This is a genomic window from Shewanella sp. DC2-4, from assembly GCF_013248875.1.
Lineage (GTDB): Bacteria > Pseudomonadota > Gammaproteobacteria > Enterobacterales > Shewanellaceae > Shewanella > Shewanella oncorhynchi.
Window position 1 is genome coordinate 751,465 of sequence record NZ_JABRVR010000002.1, and the last position, 23,129, is coordinate 774,593.

Annotated in this window: 33 protein-coding genes and 3 pseudogenes; 18 read left to right on the top strand and 18 right to left on the bottom strand. The window is 44.7% G+C overall.

What is annotated here, in order from left to right; all coding sequences use genetic code 11:
- Window position 1 precedes the first annotated feature (1 nt).
- From HQQ92_RS03965 to HQQ92_RS04015, 12 genes are all read right to left on the bottom strand, one after another.
- Window positions 2-232 (bottom strand): hypothetical protein, encoded by a 231-nt coding sequence (locus tag HQQ92_RS03965; RefSeq protein WP_254306298.1) that lies wholly within the window; start codon window positions 230-232, stop codon window positions 2-4.
- On the bottom strand, window positions 229-354 hold the full coding sequence (locus tag HQQ92_RS23850; protein WP_012089916.1) for a hypothetical protein: 126 nt from the start codon (window positions 352-354) through the stop codon (window positions 229-231). The genes HQQ92_RS03965 and HQQ92_RS23850 overlap by 4 nt, the downstream gene beginning before the upstream one ends.
- Complete coding sequence (locus HQQ92_RS03970) at window positions 351-671, bottom strand: hypothetical protein (RefSeq protein ID WP_173243276.1); 321 nt, start codon at window positions 669-671, stop codon at window positions 351-353. Before HQQ92_RS03970 ends, HQQ92_RS23850 begins: the two co-directional genes overlap by 4 nt.
- Window positions 668-1,276, bottom strand: a complete 609-nt coding sequence (locus HQQ92_RS03975; RefSeq protein ID WP_173243279.1) for a hypothetical protein — start codon at window positions 1,274-1,276, stop codon at window positions 668-670. The genes HQQ92_RS03970 and HQQ92_RS03975 overlap by 4 nt, the downstream gene beginning before the upstream one ends.
- Window positions 1,273-1,503 (bottom strand): hypothetical protein, encoded by a 231-nt coding sequence (locus tag HQQ92_RS03980; protein WP_011847800.1) that lies wholly within the window; start codon window positions 1,501-1,503, stop codon window positions 1,273-1,275. Before HQQ92_RS03980 ends, HQQ92_RS03975 begins: the two co-directional genes overlap by 4 nt.
- Window positions 1,500-1,778, bottom strand: a complete 279-nt coding sequence (locus HQQ92_RS03985; RefSeq protein ID WP_173243282.1) for a hypothetical protein — start codon at window positions 1,776-1,778, stop codon at window positions 1,500-1,502. The genes HQQ92_RS03980 and HQQ92_RS03985 overlap by 4 nt, the downstream gene beginning before the upstream one ends.
- Entirely contained in the window at window positions 1,779-2,072 is a 294-nt protein-coding gene (locus HQQ92_RS03990; protein ID WP_012088260.1) for a hypothetical protein, read from the bottom strand.
- Entirely contained in the window at window positions 2,069-2,767 is a 699-nt protein-coding gene (locus HQQ92_RS03995) for a hypothetical protein (RefSeq protein ID WP_173243285.1), read from the bottom strand. Before HQQ92_RS03995 ends, HQQ92_RS03990 begins: the two co-directional genes overlap by 4 nt.
- Window positions 2,764-3,354, bottom strand: coding sequence for an ead/Ea22-like family protein (locus HQQ92_RS04000; RefSeq protein ID WP_173243288.1), 591 nt, complete (start codon window positions 3,352-3,354; stop codon window positions 2,764-2,766). Before HQQ92_RS04000 ends, HQQ92_RS03995 begins: the two co-directional genes overlap by 4 nt.
- A 10-nt stretch (window positions 3,355-3,364) precedes the next feature.
- The gene (locus HQQ92_RS04005; protein WP_012197007.1) at window positions 3,365-3,529 is read right to left on the bottom strand and encodes a hypothetical protein; all 165 of its coding nucleotides are present in this window, start codon (window positions 3,527-3,529) and stop codon (window positions 3,365-3,367) included.
- A gap of 36 nt (window positions 3,530-3,565) precedes the next feature.
- Window positions 3,566-3,913: a hypothetical protein gene (locus HQQ92_RS04010; RefSeq protein WP_006082041.1), complete on the bottom strand. Its 348-nt coding sequence runs from the start codon at window positions 3,911-3,913 to the stop codon at window positions 3,566-3,568.
- A gap of 125 nt (window positions 3,914-4,038) precedes the next feature.
- The gene (locus HQQ92_RS04015; protein ID WP_173243291.1) at window positions 4,039-4,401 is read right to left on the bottom strand and encodes a hypothetical protein; all 363 of its coding nucleotides are present in this window, start codon (window positions 4,399-4,401) and stop codon (window positions 4,039-4,041) included.
- 426 nt (window positions 4,402-4,827) lie between these two features.
- Here HQQ92_RS04015 and HQQ92_RS23665 point away from each other — a divergent pair.
- A pseudogene (locus HQQ92_RS23665) lies at window positions 4,828-5,051 on the top strand (IS3 family transposase); the annotation flags it as partial.
- 5 nt (window positions 5,052-5,056) lie between these two features.
- Here HQQ92_RS23665 and HQQ92_RS04020 read toward each other — a convergent pair.
- A complete protein-coding gene (locus HQQ92_RS04020; protein WP_173243294.1) occupies window positions 5,057-5,722 on the bottom strand; it encodes a LexA family transcriptional regulator in 666 nt (221 codons plus the stop codon).
- A gap of 112 nt (window positions 5,723-5,834) precedes the next feature.
- On the opposite strand from HQQ92_RS04020, the gene HQQ92_RS04025 reads away from it, so the two are divergent.
- The 16 genes and pseudogenes from HQQ92_RS04025 (at window position 5,835) to HQQ92_RS04100 (ending at window position 16,838) form a co-directional block, all read left to right on the top strand.
- Complete coding sequence (locus HQQ92_RS04025) at window positions 5,835-6,125, top strand: helix-turn-helix transcriptional regulator (RefSeq protein WP_173243297.1); 291 nt, start codon at window positions 5,835-5,837, stop codon at window positions 6,123-6,125.
- Window positions 6,126-6,156: 31 nt separating this feature from the next.
- Entirely contained in the window at window positions 6,157-6,780 is a 624-nt protein-coding gene (locus tag HQQ92_RS04030) for a hypothetical protein (protein WP_173243300.1), read from the top strand.
- 5 nt (window positions 6,781-6,785) lie between these two features.
- On the top strand, window positions 6,786-7,112 hold the full coding sequence (locus HQQ92_RS04035) for a hypothetical protein (RefSeq protein ID WP_173243303.1): 327 nt from the start codon (window positions 6,786-6,788) through the stop codon (window positions 7,110-7,112).
- A 175-nt stretch (window positions 7,113-7,287) separates the two neighbouring features.
- A complete protein-coding gene (locus HQQ92_RS04040; RefSeq protein ID WP_173243306.1) occupies window positions 7,288-8,025 on the top strand; it encodes a hypothetical protein in 738 nt (245 codons plus the stop codon).
- Window positions 8,026-8,167: 142 nt separating this feature from the next.
- Complete coding sequence (locus HQQ92_RS04045) at window positions 8,168-8,959, top strand: helix-turn-helix domain-containing protein (protein WP_173243309.1); 792 nt, start codon at window positions 8,168-8,170, stop codon at window positions 8,957-8,959.
- Window positions 8,956-9,639: a replication protein P gene (locus HQQ92_RS04050; protein WP_173243312.1), complete on the top strand. Its 684-nt coding sequence runs from the start codon at window positions 8,956-8,958 to the stop codon at window positions 9,637-9,639. The genes HQQ92_RS04045 and HQQ92_RS04050 overlap by 4 nt, the downstream gene beginning before the upstream one ends.
- Window positions 9,629-9,854 (top strand): annotated as a pseudogene (locus HQQ92_RS04055) (hypothetical protein). Before HQQ92_RS04050 ends, HQQ92_RS04055 begins: the two are co-directional and overlap by 11 nt.
- A pseudogene (locus HQQ92_RS04060) lies at window positions 9,855-11,126 on the top strand (tyrosine-type recombinase/integrase). It begins immediately after the preceding pseudogene.
- Between the two features lie 66 nt (window positions 11,127-11,192).
- A complete protein-coding gene (locus HQQ92_RS04065; RefSeq protein WP_006082023.1) occupies window positions 11,193-11,408 on the top strand; it encodes a helix-turn-helix transcriptional regulator in 216 nt (71 codons plus the stop codon).
- Window positions 11,398-11,757: a hypothetical protein gene (locus HQQ92_RS04070; RefSeq protein ID WP_173243315.1), complete on the top strand. Its 360-nt coding sequence runs from the start codon at window positions 11,398-11,400 to the stop codon at window positions 11,755-11,757. The genes HQQ92_RS04065 and HQQ92_RS04070 overlap by 11 nt, the downstream gene beginning before the upstream one ends.
- A 508-nt stretch (window positions 11,758-12,265) precedes the next feature.
- Complete coding sequence (locus tag HQQ92_RS04075; RefSeq protein WP_217272605.1) at window positions 12,266-12,616, top strand: hypothetical protein; 351 nt, start codon at window positions 12,266-12,268, stop codon at window positions 12,614-12,616.
- A gap of 346 nt (window positions 12,617-12,962) precedes the next feature.
- On the top strand, window positions 12,963-13,256 hold the full coding sequence (locus HQQ92_RS04080) for a hypothetical protein (protein ID WP_173243321.1): 294 nt from the start codon (window positions 12,963-12,965) through the stop codon (window positions 13,254-13,256).
- 154 nt (window positions 13,257-13,410) lie between these two features.
- Window positions 13,411-13,809 (top strand): hypothetical protein, encoded by a 399-nt coding sequence (locus tag HQQ92_RS04085; protein ID WP_173243323.1) that lies wholly within the window; start codon window positions 13,411-13,413, stop codon window positions 13,807-13,809.
- A gap of 156 nt (window positions 13,810-13,965) precedes the next feature.
- Window positions 13,966-14,448, top strand: coding sequence for a hypothetical protein (locus HQQ92_RS04090; RefSeq protein ID WP_173243326.1), 483 nt, complete (start codon window positions 13,966-13,968; stop codon window positions 14,446-14,448).
- Between the two features lie 783 nt (window positions 14,449-15,231).
- Window positions 15,232-15,579, top strand: a complete 348-nt coding sequence (locus HQQ92_RS04095; RefSeq protein ID WP_173243329.1) for a helix-turn-helix domain-containing protein — start codon at window positions 15,232-15,234, stop codon at window positions 15,577-15,579.
- Complete coding sequence (locus tag HQQ92_RS04100) at window positions 15,576-16,838, top strand: type II toxin-antitoxin system HipA family toxin (RefSeq protein WP_173243332.1); 1,263 nt, start codon at window positions 15,576-15,578, stop codon at window positions 16,836-16,838. The genes HQQ92_RS04095 and HQQ92_RS04100 overlap by 4 nt, the downstream gene beginning before the upstream one ends.
- Window positions 16,839-17,056: 218 nt before the next feature.
- Here HQQ92_RS04100 and HQQ92_RS04105 read toward each other — a convergent pair whose 3' ends face one another.
- The 3 genes from HQQ92_RS04105 to HQQ92_RS04115 form a co-directional block, all read right to left on the bottom strand.
- On the bottom strand, window positions 17,057-17,269 hold the full coding sequence (locus HQQ92_RS04105; RefSeq protein ID WP_173243335.1) for a DUF3892 domain-containing protein: 213 nt from the start codon (window positions 17,267-17,269) through the stop codon (window positions 17,057-17,059).
- A 396-nt stretch (window positions 17,270-17,665) separates the two neighbouring features.
- Window positions 17,666-17,869 carry a hypothetical protein gene (locus HQQ92_RS04110; protein ID WP_173243338.1) on the bottom strand — a complete coding sequence of 68 codons (204 nt, stop codon included), beginning with the start codon at window positions 17,867-17,869 and terminating at the stop codon, window positions 17,666-17,668.
- Window positions 17,870-18,406: 537 nt separating this feature from the next.
- Window positions 18,407-18,724, bottom strand: coding sequence for a hypothetical protein (locus HQQ92_RS04115; protein ID WP_173243341.1), 318 nt, complete (start codon window positions 18,722-18,724; stop codon window positions 18,407-18,409).
- Window positions 18,725-18,812: 88 nt separating this feature from the next.
- Here HQQ92_RS04115 and HQQ92_RS04120 point away from each other — a divergent pair.
- Window positions 18,813-19,996, top strand: a protein-coding gene (locus HQQ92_RS04120; RefSeq protein WP_113941724.1) for an IS3 family transposase whose coding sequence is annotated in 2 segments (ribosomal slippage) — window positions 18,813-19,071 and window positions 19,071-19,996 — 1,185 coding nt in all. Because the reading frame shifts where the segments join, the coding sequence is not laid out codon by codon here.
- Here the strand turns inward: HQQ92_RS04120 and HQQ92_RS04125 are convergent.
- Complete coding sequence (locus HQQ92_RS04125) at window positions 19,918-21,438, bottom strand: hypothetical protein (RefSeq protein ID WP_217272606.1); 1,521 nt, start codon at window positions 21,436-21,438, stop codon at window positions 19,918-19,920. The two genes, HQQ92_RS04120 and HQQ92_RS04125, sit on opposite strands and share 79 nt — an antisense overlap.
- Window positions 21,435-22,559: a dsDNA nuclease domain-containing protein gene (locus tag HQQ92_RS04130; RefSeq protein WP_173243344.1), complete on the bottom strand. Its 1,125-nt coding sequence runs from the start codon at window positions 22,557-22,559 to the stop codon at window positions 21,435-21,437. The genes HQQ92_RS04125 and HQQ92_RS04130 overlap by 4 nt, the downstream gene beginning before the upstream one ends.
- Window positions 22,560-23,129: the final 570 nt, after the last annotated feature.

Below are 23,129 nucleotides of genomic sequence, written 5' to 3' on the forward strand. Positions count from 1 at the left end.
ATTAGGCTGCATGCTGTGATGTATCGACTCCGGCTGCTTCCCATTCCTCTACATCATCAATTGCCCATCGGTTATAACTTCCAATGGCTAATATTCTGGGTAGTGGGAAAGGATGTTTTTCTCGCTGCATCCACCGAACAATTGTGCGGCTTGAACATCTATAGCGCGCAGTTAAATCCTTAGTGGTCCAATAGCCTTTAATTACGGGTTTAGCAGTAGACTTAATCATCATTTACCTTCCTTTGCCAATTCCTCGGCGAGTCGTTTTAAAAATTGTTGGCAGCTGCCGGCTTGTTTGCGGGGCAGGGTGTACCACTGGCGCAAAGCGTCTTTGATTACTGCAGATTGCTTCATGCCGCGTCCTTATCTTTCGGGGCGAAAAACAGCGCAACGGGGCCATCTTCGGTGTCGTGAATACTCAGCAAGAATGAGCCGGCCTTGTCGCAAACGGGGTTCCAATCGCTGATATCGTTATCGCCCTCGTCAAAGTAGCGCTCGATCTGATTTTCAGGGGCATCGAGTTCAAACCAAATCGCTACAAACTCGCCGCCTTGGCGTGCCGCCCATGCTTCACACTCTGCGCGGGTCACACCTTCATCCCACTCGGGCAAATCGGGATGGGTCCAATAACCTTCTTCACGTTCTACTGTTGCTGCTTGTATCGACTTCATGCTGCTTCTCCTTGGCGCTGAGCTTGGTATGTTTGCCATGCGGGCAAATCAGTGTTTGATACTCGCCAATCAAGCTCGCCAGCCTTGTCATAGGCCACTGAGCCGCCATATTGAGCACCCTCAAAAGTAAATGTCGCAATGCAATACAGTTGTGGATATGCACCGTTAAACGCCGTGAAGGTCAGATCAGGGCGCAGTGATAACAGCTGTTGCTTAAAGGCTTCGGCCTTAGCATTGTGCTGCGCAATGTCAGCTTGCTTATGTGAATGGCACGCTTTGCTGCAATAAAACGCCTCGCCAATGCAGATCACCGCTTCAATGTCCGTCGCATTGCCTTCATCGTCTTCGGCTTTAATTGGGTTGCCGCACTGGTAACAGGTAAAACACCAACCATCGGCCAGTAACACTTGATAAGGCACGTTGCCTTGCTCAGCGTATTGGTCATATTCAGGGCAGCGAGTCACTGACATATCATCTTCAAAGGTCAGATTGAGTTCGCCTGCACCTATGCGGCGAGCGGCGGCAGCATGTTGATGAAACACAATGCACGCGGCGCCCTCGCAATGTTCTTGTACTTGAAACGCTTTTATCTTGGGTGTGTTCATGCTGCTTCTCCTTTTATCCTGAGTTTTGATTCTGCATTGAGTGCGAATACTTCGGCGTCGGCTTGGCCGAAGTCGCTGCACTCGATGGCGTTAAATGACTTACAAATGCCCCAACCGTGATAGTTGTTGGGGGTGTACTTCACTTCGATTTGTTGCTGATCGCACATCAAGGTGAAGTAGGGCTTAGATAACGTCACCACGCCCGCTTTAGTGCTGAACGTATTCATGCCGCTTCCTTGTTTTGGTTGTCGCTTGTTTGGCTGACAGGCGAATGGCAGGGCAGGCGCATAGGGTGATATCGGTACGAATACACTATGGTGCGGCTAATGCCCTTGGCTAGGTTGGTTAAGCCGTTGCCTAATGCTTGCCAGTACAGGCAATCTAACGCGCCGAGTGCCAGTGCGATTTTGATGCTGTCGCCCGTTTTGGCCTTGAGTAACAGGCTTAACTTATGGCTGCGGTAATGATTTAGCAGATGGCGAAACGCGGCTGATTGAGTCATTTAGGCCACCTGCTTCGGTTGCAAAGGGCTTGTTAGCAAAGGGTTTGATTGCAGCTTGGCCCAGTCGATGGCTTTAATGGCCTCGACCGTGGCGGCGATTTGCTCTAGCTTCTTTTGCCCGCGCATAAAGTTCGACAATTCAATCCCGTGGCGAGCGGCCGCGCGTTCGGCGGGTAGGGCGCTGGTGTAATGCAGCGTTAACGCGGCAATCACCTCGGGCGAACTAATGCGGGTGAGTGACAGCAATAACGCAACGCGCTCTTGTGATTCAAAGCCTGGGAGTAAGTGGTTCATGCTGCCTTTCTCCTTGCCTTTAACTCTTCGCAGCTTATGGATACCGTGAAATCAAGCTCCATGCGTTCGCTATATTGATCAGCACAGCTATAGGCTTCGTAAGGATTTAATCCCCAAGTAATGCAGCCACAATGTGGGCAATTGCCACGCGTTTTACCTGTGGTTTGGCGGGTGCGTGGTCGCTTGGGTTTACGAATGCCAGCAGCAGTGATCATGCTGCGCTCGTTGATGTTGGCGGCTTGAAAAGTGCGGCGCGCGATGGCGTCTATGTCGGTTTTGGCATAGATATTGGCAACGATACCTTGTGTCTTGAGTTCGTTTACTCTGACTAGCGCAACTTGGTATGCAAATACGGCAGATGCCTTGTAACTTACAGAGCTAAAATCGACTGTTAGCCAATAAACATCGTTGCCATCAGTGCGATCCCCAATGCGAATAACGTATTCATCACAGCCTGACTTTTCACCCTCATCGCCAAGATACTGGTGATCAACGCGTACGGTTGATTGCTCATCGACAAGCTCCTTGCTAAGTGGAACGTCAGTGTGACGGCTATTAAATTGGCGCTGTGCTTCTTCAAGGGTAAACACCTCAGCTAGTTCTAAGTTGCTGGTATAGCCGCCACGGTCTGCCCAAAACATGCAAGTGCTGCCAACATTGCCGCGCGAATCACGCAGGTAGAATAATGGGTTCATGCTTTCACCTCTGCCTTAGTCAGTGACAGGATCCAGTTGCGTAACTCAATCATTTGAGGGCACAAATACATTGACGCGACATAGGTATATAGATGTGGGTAATCATGCTGTTTACGCCTGATAAACCAATTCGCATCAGCTTCGGTGAGGCAGGATTTAATGACCTCTTCAATTTCTTGAAAGTGAAGTTTGGTGAGGTTTGATGGCAAATCGTAATGATCTGAATCAACATCAAAATCTTCGATAAACGCTTGAGTGAATACGTCGGCAAATGATTCGATTTCATCGTGATAAGATTCGATCTTGTCGCTCTCGAATAACCACGTTTTGCACCATTGGGCATCATGCTCTAGCAACCATTCAGCAAGGTTGCTTTTATCGCCATCATCAGAGCGATAGAGCGTTGAATAATCGCCGTCTTCACCGTAAAAAATCTCCCAGTGATGATCGTTGTAGCCTTCTTGAGTCACTAAGTAGCGCTTGCAGCGCACTTGCCAGATTGGCTCCGCAGTAATGCGATTATCTTGTTGGTGCATTTGCTGAGACATTTCAAGCAAGAATGCGGGGATTTCGATGTGTTGGCTCATGTTGATTTCCTTATCTTTTAACCAAGAAACGGTGCAGACCTTTGGCGGCACGAATGGCGACAGTGCGGTCGGTGGTAAACTTGCCACCGGGCAACATCCAACCCTCTTTAAACGCGACGATATGGCCAACGCCGATTTTGATATCGCTGTGTAGCGGTTTGTCATCAGTTAACATGCTGCTTTCCTTCTCTCGTCACTGCACTCAGCAGGGCTAAGCTGCGGCTTCGCCGTTAAACACCACCAGATTGATGATGGGTTTCTTGGTTTTGGGGTTCACCTTGTCCGACAGCTTGTGATAGCGAATATGCACATCGCGGTGGGCTTCTTGGGTCATGGCTAACACGATATATTGCTGGCACAGCGCGGGCGTCGATAACGAATGCGACAGACGTTGTGGCTTCATGGTTTCAAACAAGTGCTGCGCCATATCATCCAACTTAGCTTGGTACTCGTCGGGGCTCAGTTGACGGCGGTTAGGGTGCGCGCCCACAGAGGTGCTGCACTTTTTGGCCGCTTGATTTTTCGCTAAGGTCATGGACACGCCGTAAACAAAAAACATAATTGCCTCCAACAAGGTGAAACTGTCGCCGTAATCGTTATCGGGATATGGACCATCACCCCTTGGTTGCTTTGCCTTGGCTGCCTTAATCGTGAATGTTCGCGGCGGCTTAGCGGCTCTACTGCTTAGCGGCCGACGGGCGTGGTTGTCGTCATCGTGTGCAGCGGATGCACATTAGTGACGGCTTGCGAGTCGTTACGCCACACCATCACCTTGCCGTACAAACCTTGTTGGGGCTCAGTGAAGCGCAGGCAGAAATTGAGCCCGAGTTCGCCCGTGTGGCGGATGAACTGGCGGTAAAAGGCAGGGCTAGGGTGGTGATAGGCAAAATGCTTGACCAGCTCATTGCAGCGGGCTTGCACCCGTGGGCAATCCATAGGGTCGGTGTGGCCCTTGGCCAACGCCATCAAGCAGGCAAAACGTATTGCAACCAGTAGACGAAACTCATCGCGTTGCTTAGGTGTGGTGTGAACTTTCGCTAGAATCATTTCCTTGTCCTCGGTAGTGCCCATTGGGAGTAAATCTCGAAAGATTTATCAGTCGTTCATGAGCCAGATTGTTAAAGAGTGTGGCGTGTCGCTGATGCAATGAATATTACATAATGGAATTTATGTGTCAATTACAAAATGGAATAATATTTTGTTTTGACATATTTCCACTAAACAAATTGGCGTTGATATTTTTAGAGGTGGTAATGATTGGGAAGAAGAAACGGATAAGTATTTGATGGTTTTAATAGGACAAGAAGCGTTTATAGAACTGAAGAACGTAGGGGGGCAATCTTGAGTATTGACTAATCAAGCTTGGAGCTGGTGACGTGAACTATCTAAAAATAGGGTGTATTTGGTGGTAGTGATGTGGATGGGGCATAAACAAACACATGACTACGGATTTGATATCTGAGCCAATATGAGGATGTAGGTGCTTTTTGGGATAATGCTGTTGTTGATCGATTTTTTGACGGCTTGAAACACGAATGGTTTTTTAACGTTGTAAGTAACAAGGGAATTTATAAAGCCATATGTGACTGCTTTACATGGAATACTGCAACTCGGAACGACTTCATTTGGCTAACAGTGCCTTGTCACCTGAAGAGCTTGAAAGCTCTCAACTAAAGTGTCCGGTTTGTGCTTGCTAGTAGAGTCAAAAAATTTTCATTTTTGCGTCTACAACGACGCCTATTATTTTACAGTTACCATTGATTGGCAGAGTTGGATAAGCAGTATTTAATGGCCGTAGAAACTTTTGCCCTGCATCTATCACTAGTTTTTTAAAGGTCGCTTCGTTGATATCTGTTAGCTTAGCAACAACGAATGAGCCATTTTGATAGTCTTTTTCCGCATCAATTAAAATAAGCGTGCCTTCAGGAAAACTAATGCCTGTCGGTGTCGTCATAGAGTCACCTTGAACGCGTAGCCAAAAACAGTTTTCGCTCGTGCGCTCTGTGGTGTCTTGCCATTCATCCAATGCAGAGGCTGGACAGGATTCAACAGCCTCAGTCCAAGCGCCAGCTTGGACATAACTGATAACTGGGAATGAATTTACATAGGATATCTTCGCTGGTAATTCCTCAGTGTTACCTAGCACAGAATCAGGGTAATCAATCAGTCCATCAGCCCCTAAAGTCATGTGACGAATCCCCACGATATTCATCATGGATGCAATGTCTTCAATGCTTGGCTTTCTTTTCCCACCTAACCAGTGAGCGATGGCGCCCTGAGACATTCCCATCTTTTCAGCAAGCATTGACTGAGTTACCCCAGCCTCTTTCATTCTGGTTTTAACCAGATCAATCCAACTTATTTTCATATAGCAATTATTACCTATTGTAATTGATTTCAGAATATCCATTTTGTAATAAGTGTTTGCTGTTTAATATTTCATTGTGTAATATCCGTGTTAAAGGCAAAACGGAGTCGATATGACAAACATCAAAAAAATACTGAAAGCCATTAATAGGTCTCAGGATGATTTGGCTAGCGAGGTTGGGATCTCACAAGGTTCTGTTAACCACTATGCCAATGGAAATAGAAAACCTAGCTATGACATGGCTTGGAAAGTAGTAAACGCTCTCAATCGCTTAGGTTCCTCATGTTCATTTTCTGATGTTTTTCCTGATCCGTTGGAATGTGATCCACATGCTGTAAATCAATCAAACGATAAACAGGATAACTCAGTTTTAGATATCCCTAAGTCGGCGAGTGTGGCTTAGGTTCACTGTAGGTTGAAGGAGGTAAGTACACATGAAAACCCATTCACGTAAAAAAGATAGTCGTTTGAATTTGTTGATGAAAACGATTCATCGGGTGTTGGAGTTACCCAAGATGACGCGCTTTGCGCTGGCGATAGATTTTGTTGCGGCGGTTGAGCGCCTTGGGCTAAGCGAGGTGTTGGCGGCGGAGGGCATTAGCTTTGCGAGCAGTCAAGACGTGCACAACGATGCGCGGATAAATGCCCAAAAGCTGTTCCGTTGGCTCGGCCAGTACGAGGGCCAACATCCGCAGGCGGATCGCTTGTTCCATGTTGAGCAAGCATTGGTGGCGGCGCTGCCCGAGCATTTGCGGGTGCAGTATCTCAACGATGTGTTTGGTTGTACTGGGGTGACGGTCATTGCTGATCGCATGAATGACGGCCATGTGTTGCATGTGGCCGATATGGCGGCATCGCTCACCAAAGAGAACGCCGAGGCGCAAGTGGCGGTGATCCATTTAGGCTGTGAGCCCAAGCGCGAGCAGTTAGTGGCGGCGCACCGCGAGTTAAAAGAGTCGGCGGCAACCACGCAAGCGAGCATGGCGGCGTTAGAGCTGGCGTATCCGTATTTAGCGAGTCACGGTGGCAAGGCGGCGCAATACGCGGCCGAGAAGTGACCGCGATGCCGCAATCGAACCTTAACATCAATGTTATCGCCCGCGCTAAAGCTGAGCTGCACCAACAGTTGATCCGCTTGGGTGACATGATCGGCGACGGTTTGCACTTAGAACCCGATGGCAAATGGATTGCGAAAGAGTATGTGAAAGTGGCGCGGGCGTTAGGTTATCGGCCTAAACGCGCGGATCACAGTGCACAGATTAATGCGGTGATGCTTAAGCGGCTGGCTGATGTGCCGTGTGGCCAGTGCGGTTTGGCTTTAAAGCAAACCAAGTCGGGCTCGAAACGCGCCGTGTGTGCCAATGGGCATAAGTGGCAGTTGTTGAAATGAGTTGTTTGAATGACTTGTTGAAATGACTTGTTGAAATAAGAGACGGAGTGAATGACATGTTCACAAATCAGTTAAGTGATAACTGGGCGCGTAAAAAGTGCCGTTATCAAATTGCCCGCCAAAGTTTGGCGACGAATGCGGGCTTGATACCTAAGTGGCAGTGAGGAGGATAACGATGTTTGATCCTGAATGTTTAATTTGTTGTTTGGAGGGCGGCGCCGCGTGTTCGGTGCATGGGCAAGTTAGCCGTGATGATGGGCCCGCCGTGGCCGCGCTTACCGAGATGGAAACCGCGCAAGTGACGTTACTCATGATGCAGGCAAAGCAGTTAATGCTTAAGGCGATGGCGCTTAAATCTAAGTCGAACATGCCTAATAGCACTGAGCCTAATGTGCCTGAGCTTAGCGCGGCAACCTCTGAGCGGGCTGCGTTAAGCGGCGTGAACATGGGCAAAGACATTGCCTGTTTTCATGGGCATACCACGGCGGAGTTGTTTAAGCGAACGCAGGTGGGCCGAATGGTTGAGGTGTTAAGGAACTGCGATGAATTGCAGCATAGTCGCCCCGAGCGTTGGGCGGTTATCGCGACCGATATAGTGGATAAGGCGTTGCTGGGCAGTGGCAAGCAGTTGTTGCTGCCAACGGTGAGCATTGATTGGATTATGAATTATCTGCTGATGGAAGAACAACGTGCGGAACGTTCTATTGCGCTATTGGCGGCGGATGTAGGCGCGGCTGATGCGAGTGCGGTTGATGTGAATGCAGCTGATATGAGTGCAATCGCGAAAAGCCGCAACGTGCACATTAAACGGCGTGATTTTTTTAGCCAGTTGCGCAGTAACTTGGCGCACAAGGTTTACTTGCTTGGCAGTGAAGGCGAGCGAGCGGAGGGCAACGGGGCGCATTGCAGTTGACCCGTTGCAGTAGACATAAGAAAGCCCGCTAAAGTTTGGCGACGAATGCGGGCTTAATACCTAAGTGAGGCAATAGCATGTTACTGAAGCATGGGGTTTGCGTCAATTCGAGTTTGTGGGTTGTTCCGTTTAGGGGTGACTTATGAGTATGGAATTGATGGTAAAAGCGATGAAGGCCAAAGTGGGTAATCCACTGCGCAAGCTGGTGTTGATCAAGCTTGCCGATAACGCGAACGATAATGGTGAGTGTTGGCCGAGCCATCAGCATATTGCAGATCAGTGTGAGATTGGTCATAGCACAGTGAGAAAACACATTTCGGCCTTGGTTGATATGGGGTTTGTTACGGTTAAATATCGTAAGGGGCCTAAGGGGAATTTAACCAATATTTATACAATTTCAATCTGCTACGAGGTAGCACCCCCTGTGCTAGCAGATAGCATAGGGGTGCTACCAGATAGCAGACCCCCTCTGCCACGAGATAGCACAGGGGTGCCACCAGATAGCATAGGTATGCCACCAGATAGCAGACCCCCTCTGCCACCAGATAGCACCGGAATCAGTCACTCTTTTGAACCTATCAAGGAATCTTTAAAAGATAGTTGTCCAGCAACGAGTGCTAAGTCGGTTTTCAATGCGTTTTTCAAAGCCTATCCCGCCCATCGCAAAGGCGGCTCGGATTCGGCTGCGTGGAAAGCGTGGAAGGCCGAAAAGCTGACCGATGCTGATTGCGTGTTGGCGGTGACGTGGTTGAAGGAGGCTGCGGCGCTGGATGCGAGTTGGGGCTTTAGTGCTAACGGCCAGTTTGTGCTCGGTATTACCAAGTTTATCCGCGAACGCCACTGGCTGACGCCGTTGCCAAGACCGATGGGTACCGCGGTTGGGCAAGTGGATTGGAGCTATGCGGTGTATGACCCTGAGGACCCCTTGATATGACTGCCAATCAAAATGCGAGCATGAAATCACTGCAGACCTTAATCCGCCAGCCGCTGGTTGGGCAGGGGCGTGTTAGCCAACCTGAGCCGACGGCAATGGACATGGCGATTGTGGACAGCGTGTTTAGCAAGTTGCGGGTGTTGTTTCCGGTGAGTGCGCCGCGGCCTGAGGACGAAGCTACCCACAAAGCCGAGTGGCTTAAAACCTTGGCGGCGCAGGGCATTGCGAGCCGTGAGCAAGTGCAAGCGGGGCTGAATCGCGCCAGACGCGAGCAGGGCGATAGGCAGTTTTGGCCGACACCGCGCCAGTTTGCGTTGTGGTGCCAACCTACGGCCTGTGATTTGGGGTTGCCCAAGTTGGAAGCGGCGTTTAAGGAAGCGACGCGCCATTACCATCACCCTGATAAGCATACGTGGAGCCATGATGTAGTGCGTTTAGCGGTGCGCGAGACGGGCAGTTGGATGTTTGCCACAGGGCTTGAAAAGGATGTGTTGATGACGTTTGAGCGCAATTACACAGTGTTATGCAGGCGCTTTAGCCGTGGCGAGTTGACCGATGTGGAATTGCCAAAGGCACTACCTGAAACGGTGACGCGGCCGACTGAGGCGGCCAAGGCGAAATCAATTATTGCCAATTTACGAACCAACCTTGGGCTTAAGGGGGCAAATGATGGCGAATAAACCACTGACCCAGCGCGAACGCTTGATGCGCATCATCACAGGGAAACGGTTTTGGACCCTGTTTGAAATCCAGCAAGAGAGCTTTAACCGCTTTGGGGTTCACGACAGCGAGACGGCGTTAAGTGCGCGGTTTCGGGATATGCCGATGAACCAGCGGGTGAAGCGGATACGTTCAGGGTACCCATCACACCTTTGAATATCGATTGGAGGGCTAGATGGCGCAGGTGATGACAGCAACAGGCGTAGAGCAAGGCAAGTTGAACGATGCAGTATTGCGCCGTTGGTTGCGGGCAGGGATAACGCGGGACTTTCGGGACACGCAGTTTCCGGCAGTGCGGTTACGGGCCTCGACCGATAGACGCCAAGCCTCGGTGTATTTAGTAATGAACGAGGCGGGCAAAACCGTGTGGCAAAAAGCAGGGCGTGTGGCCCGTGATGTGCTTGAAGACCTTTTTTAACCGAGTTACCTAGCTTGCTCGCCAAGCGCAGCATGGGGCCAAGCGGTAATCAGCAACGAGTTTGCCACCGTCGCGCAATTGCTGGCGTGGTTTGTCACCCATGTGGAGTGCAACCGCACCTTAAGCAACAGCTGGCGCAGTAACTGTAAATCGTTAGTGAGTAAACATCTCAGCGGCTGCTTTGCTGAGTTACCGCTCAATGAGCTGAACTTTATCGCGGTGGACAGTTATTTAATCAAACCCATGTTGGCGCAGGGCTATTCGGCCAATTACATCAAAGCGGCGGTGAAGGTGTTGAAGCGAGCGTTATCGGTTGCGGCAGATTTACGGGTGTTAGACAGCAATAGCTTGGCGGGGTATCGGGTGCAAATGAGCTTGAAGATGCCGCCTTTGGTGGGCACGCAGTTAAGCGAGTCGGACGTGGGCCCGTTATTCAGCGCATTGCGAAATGCAGTAAGACCGGTGGCGATGTTGTTTGTGCTGATGTTGATGTTCGGTACCCGCATAGGTGAAACCCGCTTGGCACGTTGGGACCACTTTGCCGGCGATTACTGGTTTATTCCCGCCGAGAATGCCAAGAACCGCCAAGAGCATCGCTTACCTATGACGCCAACAGCCAAAAAGCTGATAACCCATTACGCCCAGTGGCAATGCACCCATGTGGGCAAGCGGGCGTTTTTGTTCCCAGGCGAAGTAGGGCCGGTGAGCATTCGCACTGCGCAGTATTGGAGTGAGACGATTCGGTTTAAGGCATTTACCTCCCATGCACTAAGAAAACTGTGCCGCACGATTATCGCGGATATGGGCGTAGATACCATGGTGGGTGAGCGGATTTTGAATCACACCTTGCCGTTACTGCTGCGCACATACGTTAACAGCACCTTAGATAAGGGCATGCTGATGGCGTTGGATGCCTACCACGCACACTTAATCACACTGGGGTTTGATGATGTGGCGCCCGAGATTATGCGCCAATCGACCACTGAGCCGAGTGAGCCAGACGAGCCAATGTTAGTGGGGTGGTTATGACGATGACAATAACAATGACAATAACAAATAGCACAACTGGGTTATGGACTTCACACAGGAGGATTTATGGCTAATCGCGCCGCGGATGTATTGAAAGTAGGGCGCCGTTTACGGGGCATGACCCAAGACGAAGTGGCTGAGATTTACGGCATTAGCCGCAACACTTACCAACGTTGGGAAAATGGCCGTACTACTGCGCCCTATGACGATGTGACATCGATATGCCTTGATGTGTTTAAGCTTTCCATCGAGAAGATAAATGAGGTGGCCAATGGGCTTTAGCGAAGAACCCGAGCAGAGGATGAACATTAAGGCGTTGCGGTTAGGGTTATATCGCTGGGGCCGTTATTGGGTGTACCAAGAATTGGGCAAGGGGTTTTCGAACCGCAGCGCCTGCGACCGTTTAGGTGAAGCCTTGGGCGGTGGCAACTTAAAGCACGAACTCAACGTGCCTGCCCACGTCGCCCATTTTGACCAGCTCGTTGAGCAGTTATCCATTAACTGTAAACGCGCCATCCGCGCCCATTATCTCTGCAAAGAGCAGTGGGCCCTAATGGGATTTGACAGCAAAAAGTCTTACATCTTCTGGCTAAGAAAAGCCGAAATGGCACTGCTAGATAGGATGAATTAGTAGAAACGCCCTCTTACGAGGGCTGGCGGGTTAGACGGTTGTCCACCAAGACTGCTAACCCGTTGATTGGATTTTATCAAAGATGCAGGCAGATACCTATGCAAACCACCACTAGTGGCCGAAACGGGATCTTGTTTTCAAATCGCTTGGTTTTGAGCGTTTCTAAGTCGATATCGTGCGCGTTATCTCAAACATCCAAATCTAAATACATTTATGATTAAAACTTAAAGGTTACCTTTTTGGGATAGCCGGTTTTTTATGTTGGATTATTGTATATGAAATGCGGTAGAAAGCTGGTAACTTCCCTTTAATACAGATAGTTAACTGTGCGAGTTTTTACTGGACTCATCAGGTCAACAGCGCCACGCACTAATAAAACGTTATGCGAACTAGAGTAATGAAGCTATTAGCTATTTTAATTCCAATAATCTTTGTTGTAGGGTGTGACACCATGCGGGGGGTCACTAGGGTTGTCTATTTTGAGTCTGTGCCTGCCAATGAATGTGTTATGGCTTCGGCAAAATCCATCAAAGGGTTCACTGAAATAGAGTCGGTCACGGAAAGCGGTGACAGGCCATTGACCTTTAATGGTATTGAGAAAGAAAATATAATTCATCGTTACTGGTATATGTACAAAGGTATTAAAAACGATTTCCATTTTGTCGAGTCGTATAACGGTAAGGTGGAGTTTTGGCATGGGTATGGTTGTTTAAACTGTTACCCACCACAAGAAACTATAGACAAAATTTATCCATTTATAATTCAACTGGAAAATGAGCTTCAAGAACAATGTGGTATAAGTAGCTTAGCATCCGGTCTCCAAGAATTTTGTAGTGGTGTTAAATGTCCGAGCGCATAACAAACATATTAAATTTGCTTCCTTTGGTCGCCTGACGCTACTTACGTTGCGCGGTTTATGTGGGCGTTGAGCTAAATTCAGCTGAATGTTTAAGCCTGAAAGAGCTTGCTAGACTTAAAAAGATGTATGGAACAGTACAATGACAAGGAAATCTCAATGAATGCTATCAATTCGGAAAAACTCGGTACGATAGAGCTAGTCTCAAAAAAAGCAAATTCCTATAGCGTAAAGCATACCAATTAATCTGGATAAGGCATCGGCCAAGTCCAACACGCGATTTATGCCCTGCAAACATTGCCGCGCATAAATACTAAGACGTTATGTGGCTATCCAATAAAGGAAAATGATGGTAGATAAAAATGAGCTAATTATCGGTGGTATTGCTTTAGTTTCTGTTGCGATATATTTCGATATTCATTTGTACCTATTTGATAGGCCGGAATATTTAATTCGAAGATCAGCTGAAAAACATGTTGAGGCTGAGTTTGCTTATCGTGACTACAAAGAGTGTAAGACCATCGGTTATCGCGATGATCGCTGCAATCATTTTAAAGCTCTATATATCGAAAAAATGGGAGAGTACGAACAAATTCAATTTCAACTGGACGCTGAAATTATTCGGAATAGGAACACTGAGTGAACCGCCACATAACAAATGCCTCAAGAGGGACTGTCAACGCGTGGCGTTTCCAGTCCCATTGAGCCGCAGTGGTTACAGTTGTTATGTTTGAGCTTCGTGTTAATGCGTTGCCAGCCCATTAGGCGGGCGTTTTGTATACGAGAGAGAAAAGGTTATGTCAGTTAATGTTGCAACTACAATTGGAGCAGTAATTCAAGGTATAAAGCTGTTATTGGATTATGGCGAAATTCAGAAAAAACAGAAGAAAGAAACTTTAGATTCTATCGGGAAAGTTATGCAAGCGTGTGTTAAAACTAAAGCATACTTGCATGATGTTCGAACTCTAGGCGTGGCTGCCAATCGTGAGAAAGAGTTATCTATCGCCGAAGCGTGGCAAGGTGCGGCTAATGCTATTTACAATGTTGATCAAAAGCTGTTTGAGTCAACTCAGGTTAAAGCCCTAAGCTGGGCAGATCCCAAAGAGTGGCATTCTAAAAGGGCTGAGGGTGTTGTTGTTAAACTGGACTTACTCATCGAACAGTGTGAATGGCTCAAAGCACAACTTGAGAAATAAACATACAAGCATTTAAGCGGGATAATCAACGCTTGGCACTTTTGCTTCTACTTCAAATTTAGTGTTTACGGCACAATGCTTTAGGTTGGGTGGTGGCGTTGTTCATCCCTTAATGCGGCGTTATGTGCTACGAAGTAATAATTATGAGGTTCGGTGGTGGAAGAAATATCCCAAAAGTTAGATGAGTTGGCAACTGAGCATTATTCCCTTGCTGAATATTATGAAAATAAAGGCTCATATGAAATGTCATATGTTGCTTTGTGGACTATTTTAGAACACATAATGAAACCCATCGCTTCGATTGGTGTAAAAAAGAAGCTTGAATCTGAGTTGCTTGAGTGGGTTAATCATGTCCAAAATCCAACGCCGGGTAAGCAACCAAAGGAAATCAAGAATTTCAAAACAGAGTACACCGAGACATCTATACCACCTATGACACTCATCGAAGAGGCTATTGGTGAGTTACCAAAATTAAAGCTTCTAATGGATTCTCAGGGTAAATATCGTCGTAAGCGCAATGATATCGCTCATCGCGCTGAGAAATTGTCAGAAACTTCGTATGTAGTCTACAAAGAGTCTGTCTTAGCAGCAGTTATTGAAGTTAAGCAGAGGCTCAGGGAGCTTGAAGAACGCACATAACAAACGCCTTAAGAGGGACTGTCAACGCGTGGCGTTTCCAGTCCTATTGAGCTACAGTGGTTTTGGTTGTTGTGTTTAAGTTTAGTGTAAATGCGTTGCCAGCCCCTTAGGCGGGCGTTACCCATAGAAATTTTAATTCGAAATTCACTAATTCGAGCTAAAAGTCTAACTTGGAAATGTCCAGGAGTAAGTTATGTGGTGTCGAGTGGAGATTGTTCGATTGTTCGATTGTTCGATTGAGCGCTTGGAGCTCATACAAGACTGCTCAAAATCTCGCAATTCCCCTGACCTTTTTGAAAGGAAATTATTACATAAAAGAAACAAAAACACGCCATTGCATCCTCCTGTAGGGGGATGCAACGACTCGCCTTTAGCCCTATGCTACATCGGTTTGAGTGCTCCCAACTTTTTAAGGGGATCTAGGGATTATCTAGGCCGCATCGAAGTGTAAGCTGTCAAAATTGACCCACTATAAATATCACCCTCTAAAAATAATAAATACACAACATTACCAATATTAAATAAAGACTCTTTAATGTCTCTCATACAATCAAGCCGGCCTACTCACACACCAGCGCGGCCATAATGTAGCCTGCGACACCGCCTCATCTATGACAAAATTCAATACGACATCAACGGCACATATACAACGAATATGTTGTATTTATATGCATAAACAACAAATTAATTGTATTAATACAAATTAACATCGCATTAGTTGTAATTAATAGCAGATAACAACTAATATGATGTTTATGAGTAAAAGATAGCCGAGCCAACATCATGAAACATCTCAGCGAATTAGCCACAGAACTCAAGTACTACCGAGAACAACTAGCGCTAAGTCAGAAAGACATGCTATTGAACATAGGTATGTCACAGCAACAATACCAACGAATAGAAAGTGGCAGTGATACTCGCTTATCGACATTACTGAGAGTCTTGGAAGGATTAAATCTTGAAATGATGATTGTTCCTAAACAGCACATAAATGCAGTAAAAGCACTCATTAACCAAGCAACTTCAGATCCAGAAATTGACCGTCATTTGCCTAACAACTTAACGACTGAGACAGGCACGTCTTGGGATACGGTCTTACATTCAGTTGATGATAAAGAAGATAATCTATGAAACCTGCTGAATCAGTAGAGGCCCTCGCGCTTTATTTAAATTATCAACGGATTGCGATACTCACCCATTATTCTGGTGGCAAAAACATTCTGAAATTTGACCCTGAATATATCGCGATGCCAAAAGCACTTCGACCAACATTAACGCTCACCCAACTGCTAGACCCCCATTACATCGATAAAATACAAGTCAGAACACAAAGATTATCACCGGTGCTGTCCAACTTGCTCCCCGAGGGCGCATTGCGGCACTGGATGTCAGCCGCACTAAAAGTACATGAAAACAACGAATTTCCTATCCTAGCATGGGCAGGGAACAATCTTCCCGGCGGCTTAATCGCATCAGCCATAGCAAAAGAAGATATTCCAGCCTGGGCACTATCTCCACGGGAAAGAACAGAAGCTATTGTAATCGACATCACCCACACCAGTAATAAGTTCTCACTTGCCGGTGTTCAAATGAAATTCTCGACAAGCAGAAACGATGGACGATTCAACATAAATGCCAATCAAGAAGGCCAAGATAGTTGGATTATCAAGACGCCTTCAACAGTACACCGCAACGTCCCACAAAATGAATATACTGCAATGAAATTGGCACAAATAATCGGAGTGAACATCCCTGAAATTGAGCTCATCTCGCTTAACGCATTGGATAACCTACCTAACATCAAACTACCAGATGAACCCACGGCTTATGCAATTAAGCGCTTTGACCGCAGTAATACGGGCCGCATTCATGCAGAGGACTTTGCCCAAATATTCGAAGTTTACGCCCATGATAAATACGGTAAATACAACTACGAAGCCATAGCTAAGGCTCTATACATGAGCAGCTACAATGGATTAAAAGACGTTCAGCAAATGGCAAGGCGGTTGCTGGCCAATATCTTGCTCGCCAACGGTGATGCCCACTTAAAAAATTGGAGTGTTATCTACCCAGATGCCCAAAATGCGATACTCTCGCCCGCTTACGATATTGTGAGCACCTTACCCTACATAGAAGGCGAAACCGCCATTGCACTCAACATGAATAAACAAAAGCTATGGTACGCCATTGATATCACCACCTTCCAAGCATGGGCAACGAGAACAGGCCTACCATGGCCTGCGATAAAGGTTCATTTACTGGATGCCATGCAAAAAGCCCGTACTCTTTGGCCAGAGGTACTTGCTGAACTCCCCATGCATGAAGAGCATAAAGCGATATTAAAAGCTCACTGGGCCAAGCTACATAACGACTTTAAAATCGTCTGCTAGCTAATGAAATCAAGCCCCAATAACAATATTGATTTCGGTTGTAACATCGGGGTATAGGTGTGAATCAGCTCTCCAGATATTTGATTTATCTTAAGGGGAAAAAAACGCCCCAGAATCGCGCAAAGGGGCACGAGGGGTAGCATGAATCAGTCTGCGTCAGAGTGATTCACGGCACGATTTAAGGCTAAATAGTCAGAACGCTTGTTTGCATGACGCAGTTAGTCTTTGTTTACGTTATTTGGTTTCAGTGCGTCAGGATTTGAACGAACATAATCTTCACCATTTACATTTATTACGTGATGGTTAGGATGTTTTCCAGTATTGATTTCATCAACAAGCGTTTCTCTACTAACGACTCCTCGACCCGGAATGGTATAAGAGTCATTTTCTCCATGCTCACCATCGTTATTGCCACGTATATTTTTAGCCATTAATCCTCCAATGATTACATATGAACCCAATTTCATAATGCTAGAATTTCTATGTATACCAGAAATTCAAATTATCACTTTAACAAATTGATTTTTTTTGCGGTTTTATTTATGAGCATGCGAGATTGCCTTGTAAGGGCTGTAAAATTACGCATGGTTAAGTATTTGTAACAAAATTAACTTATCAGCATTCGGTTAAAGATGCTATCTGAATAAAGTGCATCCCCGAATTAAGAACTCAACAGTGAGAGTTTCTGGCGAAAGAATAGGCAAGCCTAATTCACAGCTTGTTTTGGTACATTTTCGAGTTAGAACATTAGCTTTAACACATTAATTTCGGATAAAAATTCCTGTAGATTAACGCCAAACTAAGCGGTGGCGTTAGCCAGATGCATTTTAAGCGCCTTGTATGGCATCTCCATTTGGATACTGATGAATTAGCTGAACATAAGTTGCGGTTAAAAATTGAGCGATCACTGCCATTTTTTGCATTTCTAAAGCAAACGACTCTGACGTCAGCGCTTCTTGGTCAAAACTCGGCTCTCCCGTCTCCGCGTCAACACCGAGCCGAGGGATTTGACCGGATAATAGCCTGGACATCCCCGCCTGCTTTGATTTCTATGAATGCGGAGTGAAGTATTCGATTTCTATCCTTTCGAACTTGATGAAGGTCTTTAACGATCTGGCTGAACGATTCAGCGATTTCAGTCTCTAGATTTTTGTCTAGCTTGCATTTCGGCAATGCCTCTTTGAAAAGATCACCGACCTTGTTAATTAGGTCATTATTCGTGAGATTCCGAAGCCCTTTAGGAGGCCACTCTTTCCTTTCGGGGTCGAGTATAAACCAACCAATTTCTCTAAGCTTGTTCTCTAACCATTGAAAAGAAACGGCGAACTCACCAATCCTCTGATAAATCTCTGCTTCCTTTTCCAAATCTTCTCTCCCTGTAAATGCCTAACGCCGTACTAAGCGTGCTAAAAAAGTGGGTTATAATGTATAGCTAAACGAAAAATAACCCACTTTTGTCGTTAAATTTAAGTGCTTTGTTATTAGTTGTTACACTCAACAATGCTATGTTGTACCTCTTCTACTACCATGAGGGCGGCAAAAAGAGGGTTCCACATCTCTTATCAAACTCAGACAGCAGTTATCTCGATAGTATCCATATAAATTTCTTTATAATCACCTAATGATTGCGAAAGGAATTTACGTTCATCCTTTCCTCCACCTATATAGATTAACTTCGAATTTTCAGAGAAATAAGTATCTTTTACATTTTGAACTCTTAGTTTTTCAATAGGTTTAATATCTTTCACTGTACTGGAAACATCTCTAACATGTTCAGATATAGAGATAAATGTCTGAGTATCATCAGGAACGTTATTGCCAACAAAAGACAAAATTGTCTCCAAACTAGTTTCGTCAATATCTTCCTTAAGAATTGCGTCTAACAAAAATGGTAATCTATGTGTAGTGGCACACTGAATTTGGCCACCTAATAAGAAATGTTATGATCCACTCATAACCCATTTAGGTGACAACATGAATAAAAGTAAACGTGCACGATATAGTGCTGCAATTAAGCTCGAAACCGCTCAATTAGTCATAGATCAAGATTACACACAAGAAGCGGCGGCGAAAGCCATGAACGTGGGTAAATCAACGGTCAGTAAGTGGGTAACACAGCTTCAGGTTGAGCGCCAAGGGCTTGCTCCTAAAGCCTCACCCATGACACCTGAGCAAATTGAAATTAAGGCACTTAAACGTGAAATTGAACGGATTAATCTCGAAAAAGAAATCCTAAAAAAGGCTACCGCTCTATTGATGTCGGACTCGCTGAACAATTCTCGATAATCGAGAAACTCAATCAGAGCAACAAATACCCTATTTCAGTGTTATGCCATGTATTTAACGTGAACCGGAGTAGCTACCGTTATTGGGTGAGCCGTGAACTTGTAGCGACACCTGAACAGCGGATTTTAGAGTGTGAAATCAAAGCAATACACGCTGAAAGCAAACAGTCTGCTGGTGCAAGAAGTATCGCAACAATCGCCTCTGAACGTGGCTTTGCGTTAAGTCGTTATAGGGCGACTCGGTTAATGAAAAAGCTTGGATTAGTGAGCTGCCAACAACCCAAACACCGCTATAAGAAGGCTGAAAATGAGCATGTGACCATCCCTAATTTACTCAAGCGACAATTTGCCGTTGTCGAACCAAACACCGTTTGGTGTGGCGATGTGACGTATATTTGGGCGGGTAATCGTTGGTGTTATTTAGCAGTTGTGCTGGATTTATTTTCGAGAAAAGCCATTGGTTGGGCGATGTCATTTTCACCGGATACAGAGTTAACGGTGAAGGCCTTAGATATGGCCTTTGAATCTCGTGGGAAGCCTAAAAACCTGATATTTCATTCAGATCAAGGCTGTCATTATACCAGCCTGAAATACCGTCAGCGGCTGTGGAAATATCAAATCACCCAGAGCATGAGCCGTCGCGGTAACTGCTGGGATAATGCGCCAATGGAGCGGTTTTTCAGAAGTTTAAAAACGGAATGGCTCCCGACACAAGGCTACAAGAGTTTTAGCGAAGCTAAACAAGATGTGACCGATTACATCATTGGTTATTACTGTGAAGTCAGGCCACATCATTACAATGCAGGATTGAGCCCAAATGAATCAGAGCGACGATTTTGGGAAGATTCTAAAGCTGTGGCCAAATTTAGTTGACCACTACAATGTGCTATTTTTGACTTCGCAATCATGGCATTCAATGCAAAGTGGTAAGCCATAACAGTCTTGTGAAGTTCCACTCCTTGCCGTGGAAAAGATTGGATTTTGTACAAATCTAAATATCTAGGGTCAGTCAAAGGTTTCAGTGCTAGTTGTGATGTATAATCTGAAAATAGTTTCCTGAATATTTTTTCTTGTTTGGATCGTTCAAGAATAGTTTCTTGCTCTGTAACCATTGAAGCAAGAGTATCTTTAACTATTGTTAAATCATTTTCTGATGACTCAATATCCGCTTGCATTCTTTTATATAGCGTAACATTAGCTTTATTAGCCACCCATTGCGCAAATGTGACACCATCAATATTTTGTCTTAAAAGAACACCGTAATCGTCATTAATTTCAGTTTTTATAGTGGTAATTTTCTTGTTAGATGTATGTATCTTGGACTTTTTATCCGTTAACTTATCAGTGATATGTGATTCTAGTTGAACAGTGTCGTTATATTTTTGATAGTGGCTGTATAAGCCTTCTAAAGAATATGACAATACCTGTGTACAGGCTGGACAGTGATCCACATCATTGTAATTCTGCTCCTTAATATTTCTCTTAGTTCTTTTCAGAATTTTATGATGGTTTTGTAATAAAGAAAGTTCATTGCATAGCTGTATGTATTTATTCCTTTCGTCTTCTAATGCACTCGACTTTTCAACGTAGTTTTCAATGTACTTTTCTGCCTGTTCGCCAAATGCTTCATCAACCAAATTTGAAAATTGGAATTCAGCTTTTTTACTATACCGTTTAAGGTTATTAATATCAGCCGACAGCCGATCTCTTTTCTGCGTCAGTGCTCTATGCTCTATACGATCAAAGTTGCTACTTATTCCGAGATAATAGTCTAAGTAGTCATCTTTAAATCCTTTGTAATATTGAAGGTTTGCAAAAGATTCACGCAAATATACCCAACCTACAGATTGTGATATATAATATGGCAAGAACATACTTTCCAGTGGAGCTGATTTTAGTTCTCCTTTCTGTTCAAGGTAAAGTGTGAAATCAACCAAGCTTCGTATGTAGTCTTTTAACTTAACATGCTCTACACTATTGTCGGCATCAATACCATGAAAGGGAACTACTTTGCCATTGGGCTCTTTTACATATATGGCTTTTGGCTCTCTTACGATGGTAAATTCTTCATCAACACCGTCAACGGTCTTAGTGAAATCTACCCGAAAGGTTGGCTTGTATTCTAAGATTTCACTTAGATTCTCACTAACATCGTTAACACCAAAAGCATATAATAAGCTCTGTATTAGAGAGCTTTTACCAGAAGTATTGCGCCCACTAATAATGTTTGTACCAGAAGAAAATTCATCATAGAAACAAAGGTTATTCGATTCCGAACTGACAAATAGTCTATTGAATTTGATAGTTGCATTCATTTTAAAGCCTTTCCATGGTGCTCTACAAATGCACATAATGTAGAGAAAAAAATATCGACATCGTTTAGGTTCATGCTATTTTTACATTTAATATCAAAAACATACGCATCAAACATATCGTCATGACTATAGTAATTCATAGAGTAGTCATTCTTCCGGATGAAATTTTTTATTATTTGATGTTCGTTATTGTTCATATCTTTCAATAGTTCGAATGTATTCTTAATATAATTCTCATGATTATTTTGGATGCCGATAGGAACTCGAAATTTACGGGATAACTCAGTAGAGAAATCTCTCCATAACTTAAATGTTTTTTGCTCTGTCTCGATGATATCAATGGCTAGTTTTATTTTATCACCCTCAATCCTTTTTGTGCTATCCAGTAAACTAATAATCTTGCCTTGATTGTATACTGCTTCAATATCTCCAAACAGACTGAGAAGTAGTTCAACAGCAGCCAACGGGTCTGAAACATGTGAAAACTTCCTGACCATGAGCCCGACTAATGCATCCTTCTGTGTGTTTTTATTACGAGGAAAATCTACCCATTGAATGCGTAGGTTGTCAAATTCTGGTTTATGAAAAGTTATATTATTTTTTTCACAAAAAGAGTCCACATTTTTTTGGATTTTATCTTTTATTTCGGTGGGAATCGCATCGTAAATGCATTTACTGTTTTGCTCGTTTAGAAGATAAGTAATTTCTTCTTTACCATTTTCTTTTTCTTGCTTCGATGGCTTGTAACTAAGTTTGATATCGGTATTTGATACGAACGTCAACTCATGAGTATAGCTGGCGCATTTAGGTATGGGATCATTAATTAGCTCATTTCCAATCTCAAGTATTTTAGCTACAAGCTCAGAAAATCGTTCATTTATCGACCACACATTGCCAGAGAGTTTTTTTGCCTGATAAGAATGAACTTCTTCTATATAACTGCGACAATCTGTTCTGTAGCAAAATAAAAAATCATCGTGATGCTCTATACATAGAAAAAACTCTCTTCTTTTAAAGTGCTCATAATCGTTTAGTAATAAATAAAGTGCGCAGTTACGTTGAAATTCGAATCCTAATAAGGCATCTATGCCTGAGTTCGCTGCTTTTTTACTTGCGTTCAAAACTTCACCTTTAAAATATAATTTTTAAGAGACACTCTAGGCTATGCATATACTCATAACACCGCAATTAAAAGGCGAGAGTTAGCTAGTACATTCCACGTTTTTTGTGGACTATTTTTAATTGCCTTGTTATGCGCTTTCATCGCTTTTCACTAATGGATGAGTAAACGCTTTAGAGTATGTGTTTTTCCACAACTGATCTTGAACACAAGCTATAAGACTTCTATCTACAGCATTAGAGAGAACATCCTCCAACTTTTCATCGCTGATTAAAACACTATGTGATTTTCGAGGCTCAAGACAAATGGGGCATCCATCTTCTATTGAATAATTAGATAAGCTGGTTGAAACCCAACCTATACGGCGTGGAAATCGCTTGTACTCCCATATATGCAAAATGCACTCCTTAAGGCCGACTGCCCTATAAGGATATAACAAGCTTATGTTTGATAAATGAATTTGATGAGAGGAAAGGTTCCGAACAAAAATATATACACCAGATTTAAGACCGTCACCTCACCTTCGATGCCGTAGACCAAATCCACTTTAACTTTAGCTTTCGATTGCAGC

What these genes read in the sequence shown, in the direction of transcription:
- HQQ92_RS03965 (WP_254306298.1), bottom strand. Translation starts at nt 232, where the DNA reads ATGATGATTAAGTCTACTGCTAAACCCGTAATTAAAGGCTATTGGACC.
- HQQ92_RS23850 (WP_012089916.1), bottom strand. Translation starts at nt 354, where the DNA reads ATGAAGCAATCTGCAGTAATCAAAGACGCTTTGCGCCAGTGGTACACC.
- HQQ92_RS03970 (WP_173243276.1), bottom strand. Translation starts at nt 671, where the DNA reads ATGAAGTCGATACAAGCAGCAACAGTAGAACGTGAAGAAGGTTATTGG.
- HQQ92_RS03975 (WP_173243279.1), bottom strand. Translation starts at nt 1,276, where the DNA reads ATGAACACACCCAAGATAAAAGCGTTTCAAGTACAAGAACATTGCGAG.
- HQQ92_RS03980 (WP_011847800.1), bottom strand. Translation starts at nt 1,503, where the DNA reads ATGAATACGTTCAGCACTAAAGCGGGCGTGGTGACGTTATCTAAGCCC.
- HQQ92_RS03985 (WP_173243282.1), bottom strand. Translation starts at nt 1,778, where the DNA reads ATGACTCAATCAGCCGCGTTTCGCCATCTGCTAAATCATTACCGCAGC.
- HQQ92_RS03990 (WP_012088260.1), bottom strand. Translation starts at nt 2,072, where the DNA reads ATGAACCACTTACTCCCAGGCTTTGAATCACAAGAGCGCGTTGCGTTA.
- HQQ92_RS03995 (WP_173243285.1), bottom strand. Translation starts at nt 2,767, where the DNA reads ATGAACCCATTATTCTACCTGCGTGATTCGCGCGGCAATGTTGGCAGC.
- HQQ92_RS04000 (WP_173243288.1), bottom strand. Translation starts at nt 3,354, where the DNA reads ATGAGCCAACACATCGAAATCCCCGCATTCTTGCTTGAAATGTCTCAG.
- HQQ92_RS04005 (WP_012197007.1), bottom strand. Translation starts at nt 3,529, where the DNA reads ATGTTAACTGATGACAAACCGCTACACAGCGATATCAAAATCGGCGTT.
- HQQ92_RS04010 (WP_006082041.1), bottom strand. Translation starts at nt 3,913, where the DNA reads ATGTTTTTTGTTTACGGCGTGTCCATGACCTTAGCGAAAAATCAAGCG.
- HQQ92_RS04015 (WP_173243291.1), bottom strand. Translation starts at nt 4,401, where the DNA reads ATGATTCTAGCGAAAGTTCACACCACACCTAAGCAACGCGATGAGTTT.
- HQQ92_RS04020 (WP_173243294.1), bottom strand. Translation starts at nt 5,722, where the DNA reads ATGAAAATAAGTTGGATTGATCTGGTTAAAACCAGAATGAAAGAGGCT.
- HQQ92_RS04025 (WP_173243297.1), top strand. Translation starts at nt 5,835, where the DNA reads ATGACAAACATCAAAAAAATACTGAAAGCCATTAATAGGTCTCAGGAT.
- HQQ92_RS04030 (WP_173243300.1), top strand. Translation starts at nt 6,157, where the DNA reads ATGAAAACCCATTCACGTAAAAAAGATAGTCGTTTGAATTTGTTGATG.
- HQQ92_RS04035 (WP_173243303.1), top strand. Translation starts at nt 6,786, where the DNA reads ATGCCGCAATCGAACCTTAACATCAATGTTATCGCCCGCGCTAAAGCT.
- HQQ92_RS04040 (WP_173243306.1), top strand. Translation starts at nt 7,288, where the DNA reads ATGTTTGATCCTGAATGTTTAATTTGTTGTTTGGAGGGCGGCGCCGCG.
- HQQ92_RS04045 (WP_173243309.1), top strand. Translation starts at nt 8,168, where the DNA reads ATGAGTATGGAATTGATGGTAAAAGCGATGAAGGCCAAAGTGGGTAAT.
- HQQ92_RS04050 (WP_173243312.1), top strand. Translation starts at nt 8,956, where the DNA reads ATGACTGCCAATCAAAATGCGAGCATGAAATCACTGCAGACCTTAATC.
- HQQ92_RS04065 (WP_006082023.1), top strand. Translation starts at nt 11,193, where the DNA reads ATGGCTAATCGCGCCGCGGATGTATTGAAAGTAGGGCGCCGTTTACGG.
- HQQ92_RS04070 (WP_173243315.1), top strand. Translation starts at nt 11,398, where the DNA reads ATGGGCTTTAGCGAAGAACCCGAGCAGAGGATGAACATTAAGGCGTTG.
- HQQ92_RS04075 (WP_217272605.1), top strand. Translation starts at nt 12,266, where the DNA reads ATGGCTTCGGCAAAATCCATCAAAGGGTTCACTGAAATAGAGTCGGTC.
- HQQ92_RS04080 (WP_173243321.1), top strand. Translation starts at nt 12,963, where the DNA reads ATGGTAGATAAAAATGAGCTAATTATCGGTGGTATTGCTTTAGTTTCT.
- HQQ92_RS04085 (WP_173243323.1), top strand. Translation starts at nt 13,411, where the DNA reads ATGTCAGTTAATGTTGCAACTACAATTGGAGCAGTAATTCAAGGTATA.
- HQQ92_RS04095 (WP_173243329.1), top strand. Translation starts at nt 15,232, where the DNA reads ATGAAACATCTCAGCGAATTAGCCACAGAACTCAAGTACTACCGAGAA.
- HQQ92_RS04100 (WP_173243332.1), top strand. Translation starts at nt 15,576, where the DNA reads ATGAAACCTGCTGAATCAGTAGAGGCCCTCGCGCTTTATTTAAATTAT.
- HQQ92_RS04105 (WP_173243335.1), bottom strand. Translation starts at nt 17,269, where the DNA reads ATGGCTAAAAATATACGTGGCAATAACGATGGTGAGCATGGAGAAAAT.
- HQQ92_RS04110 (WP_173243338.1), bottom strand. Translation starts at nt 17,869, where the DNA reads ATGTCCAGGCTATTATCCGGTCAAATCCCTCGGCTCGGTGTTGACGCG.
- HQQ92_RS04125 (WP_217272606.1), bottom strand. Translation starts at nt 21,438, where the DNA reads ATGAATGCAACTATCAAATTCAATAGACTATTTGTCAGTTCGGAATCG.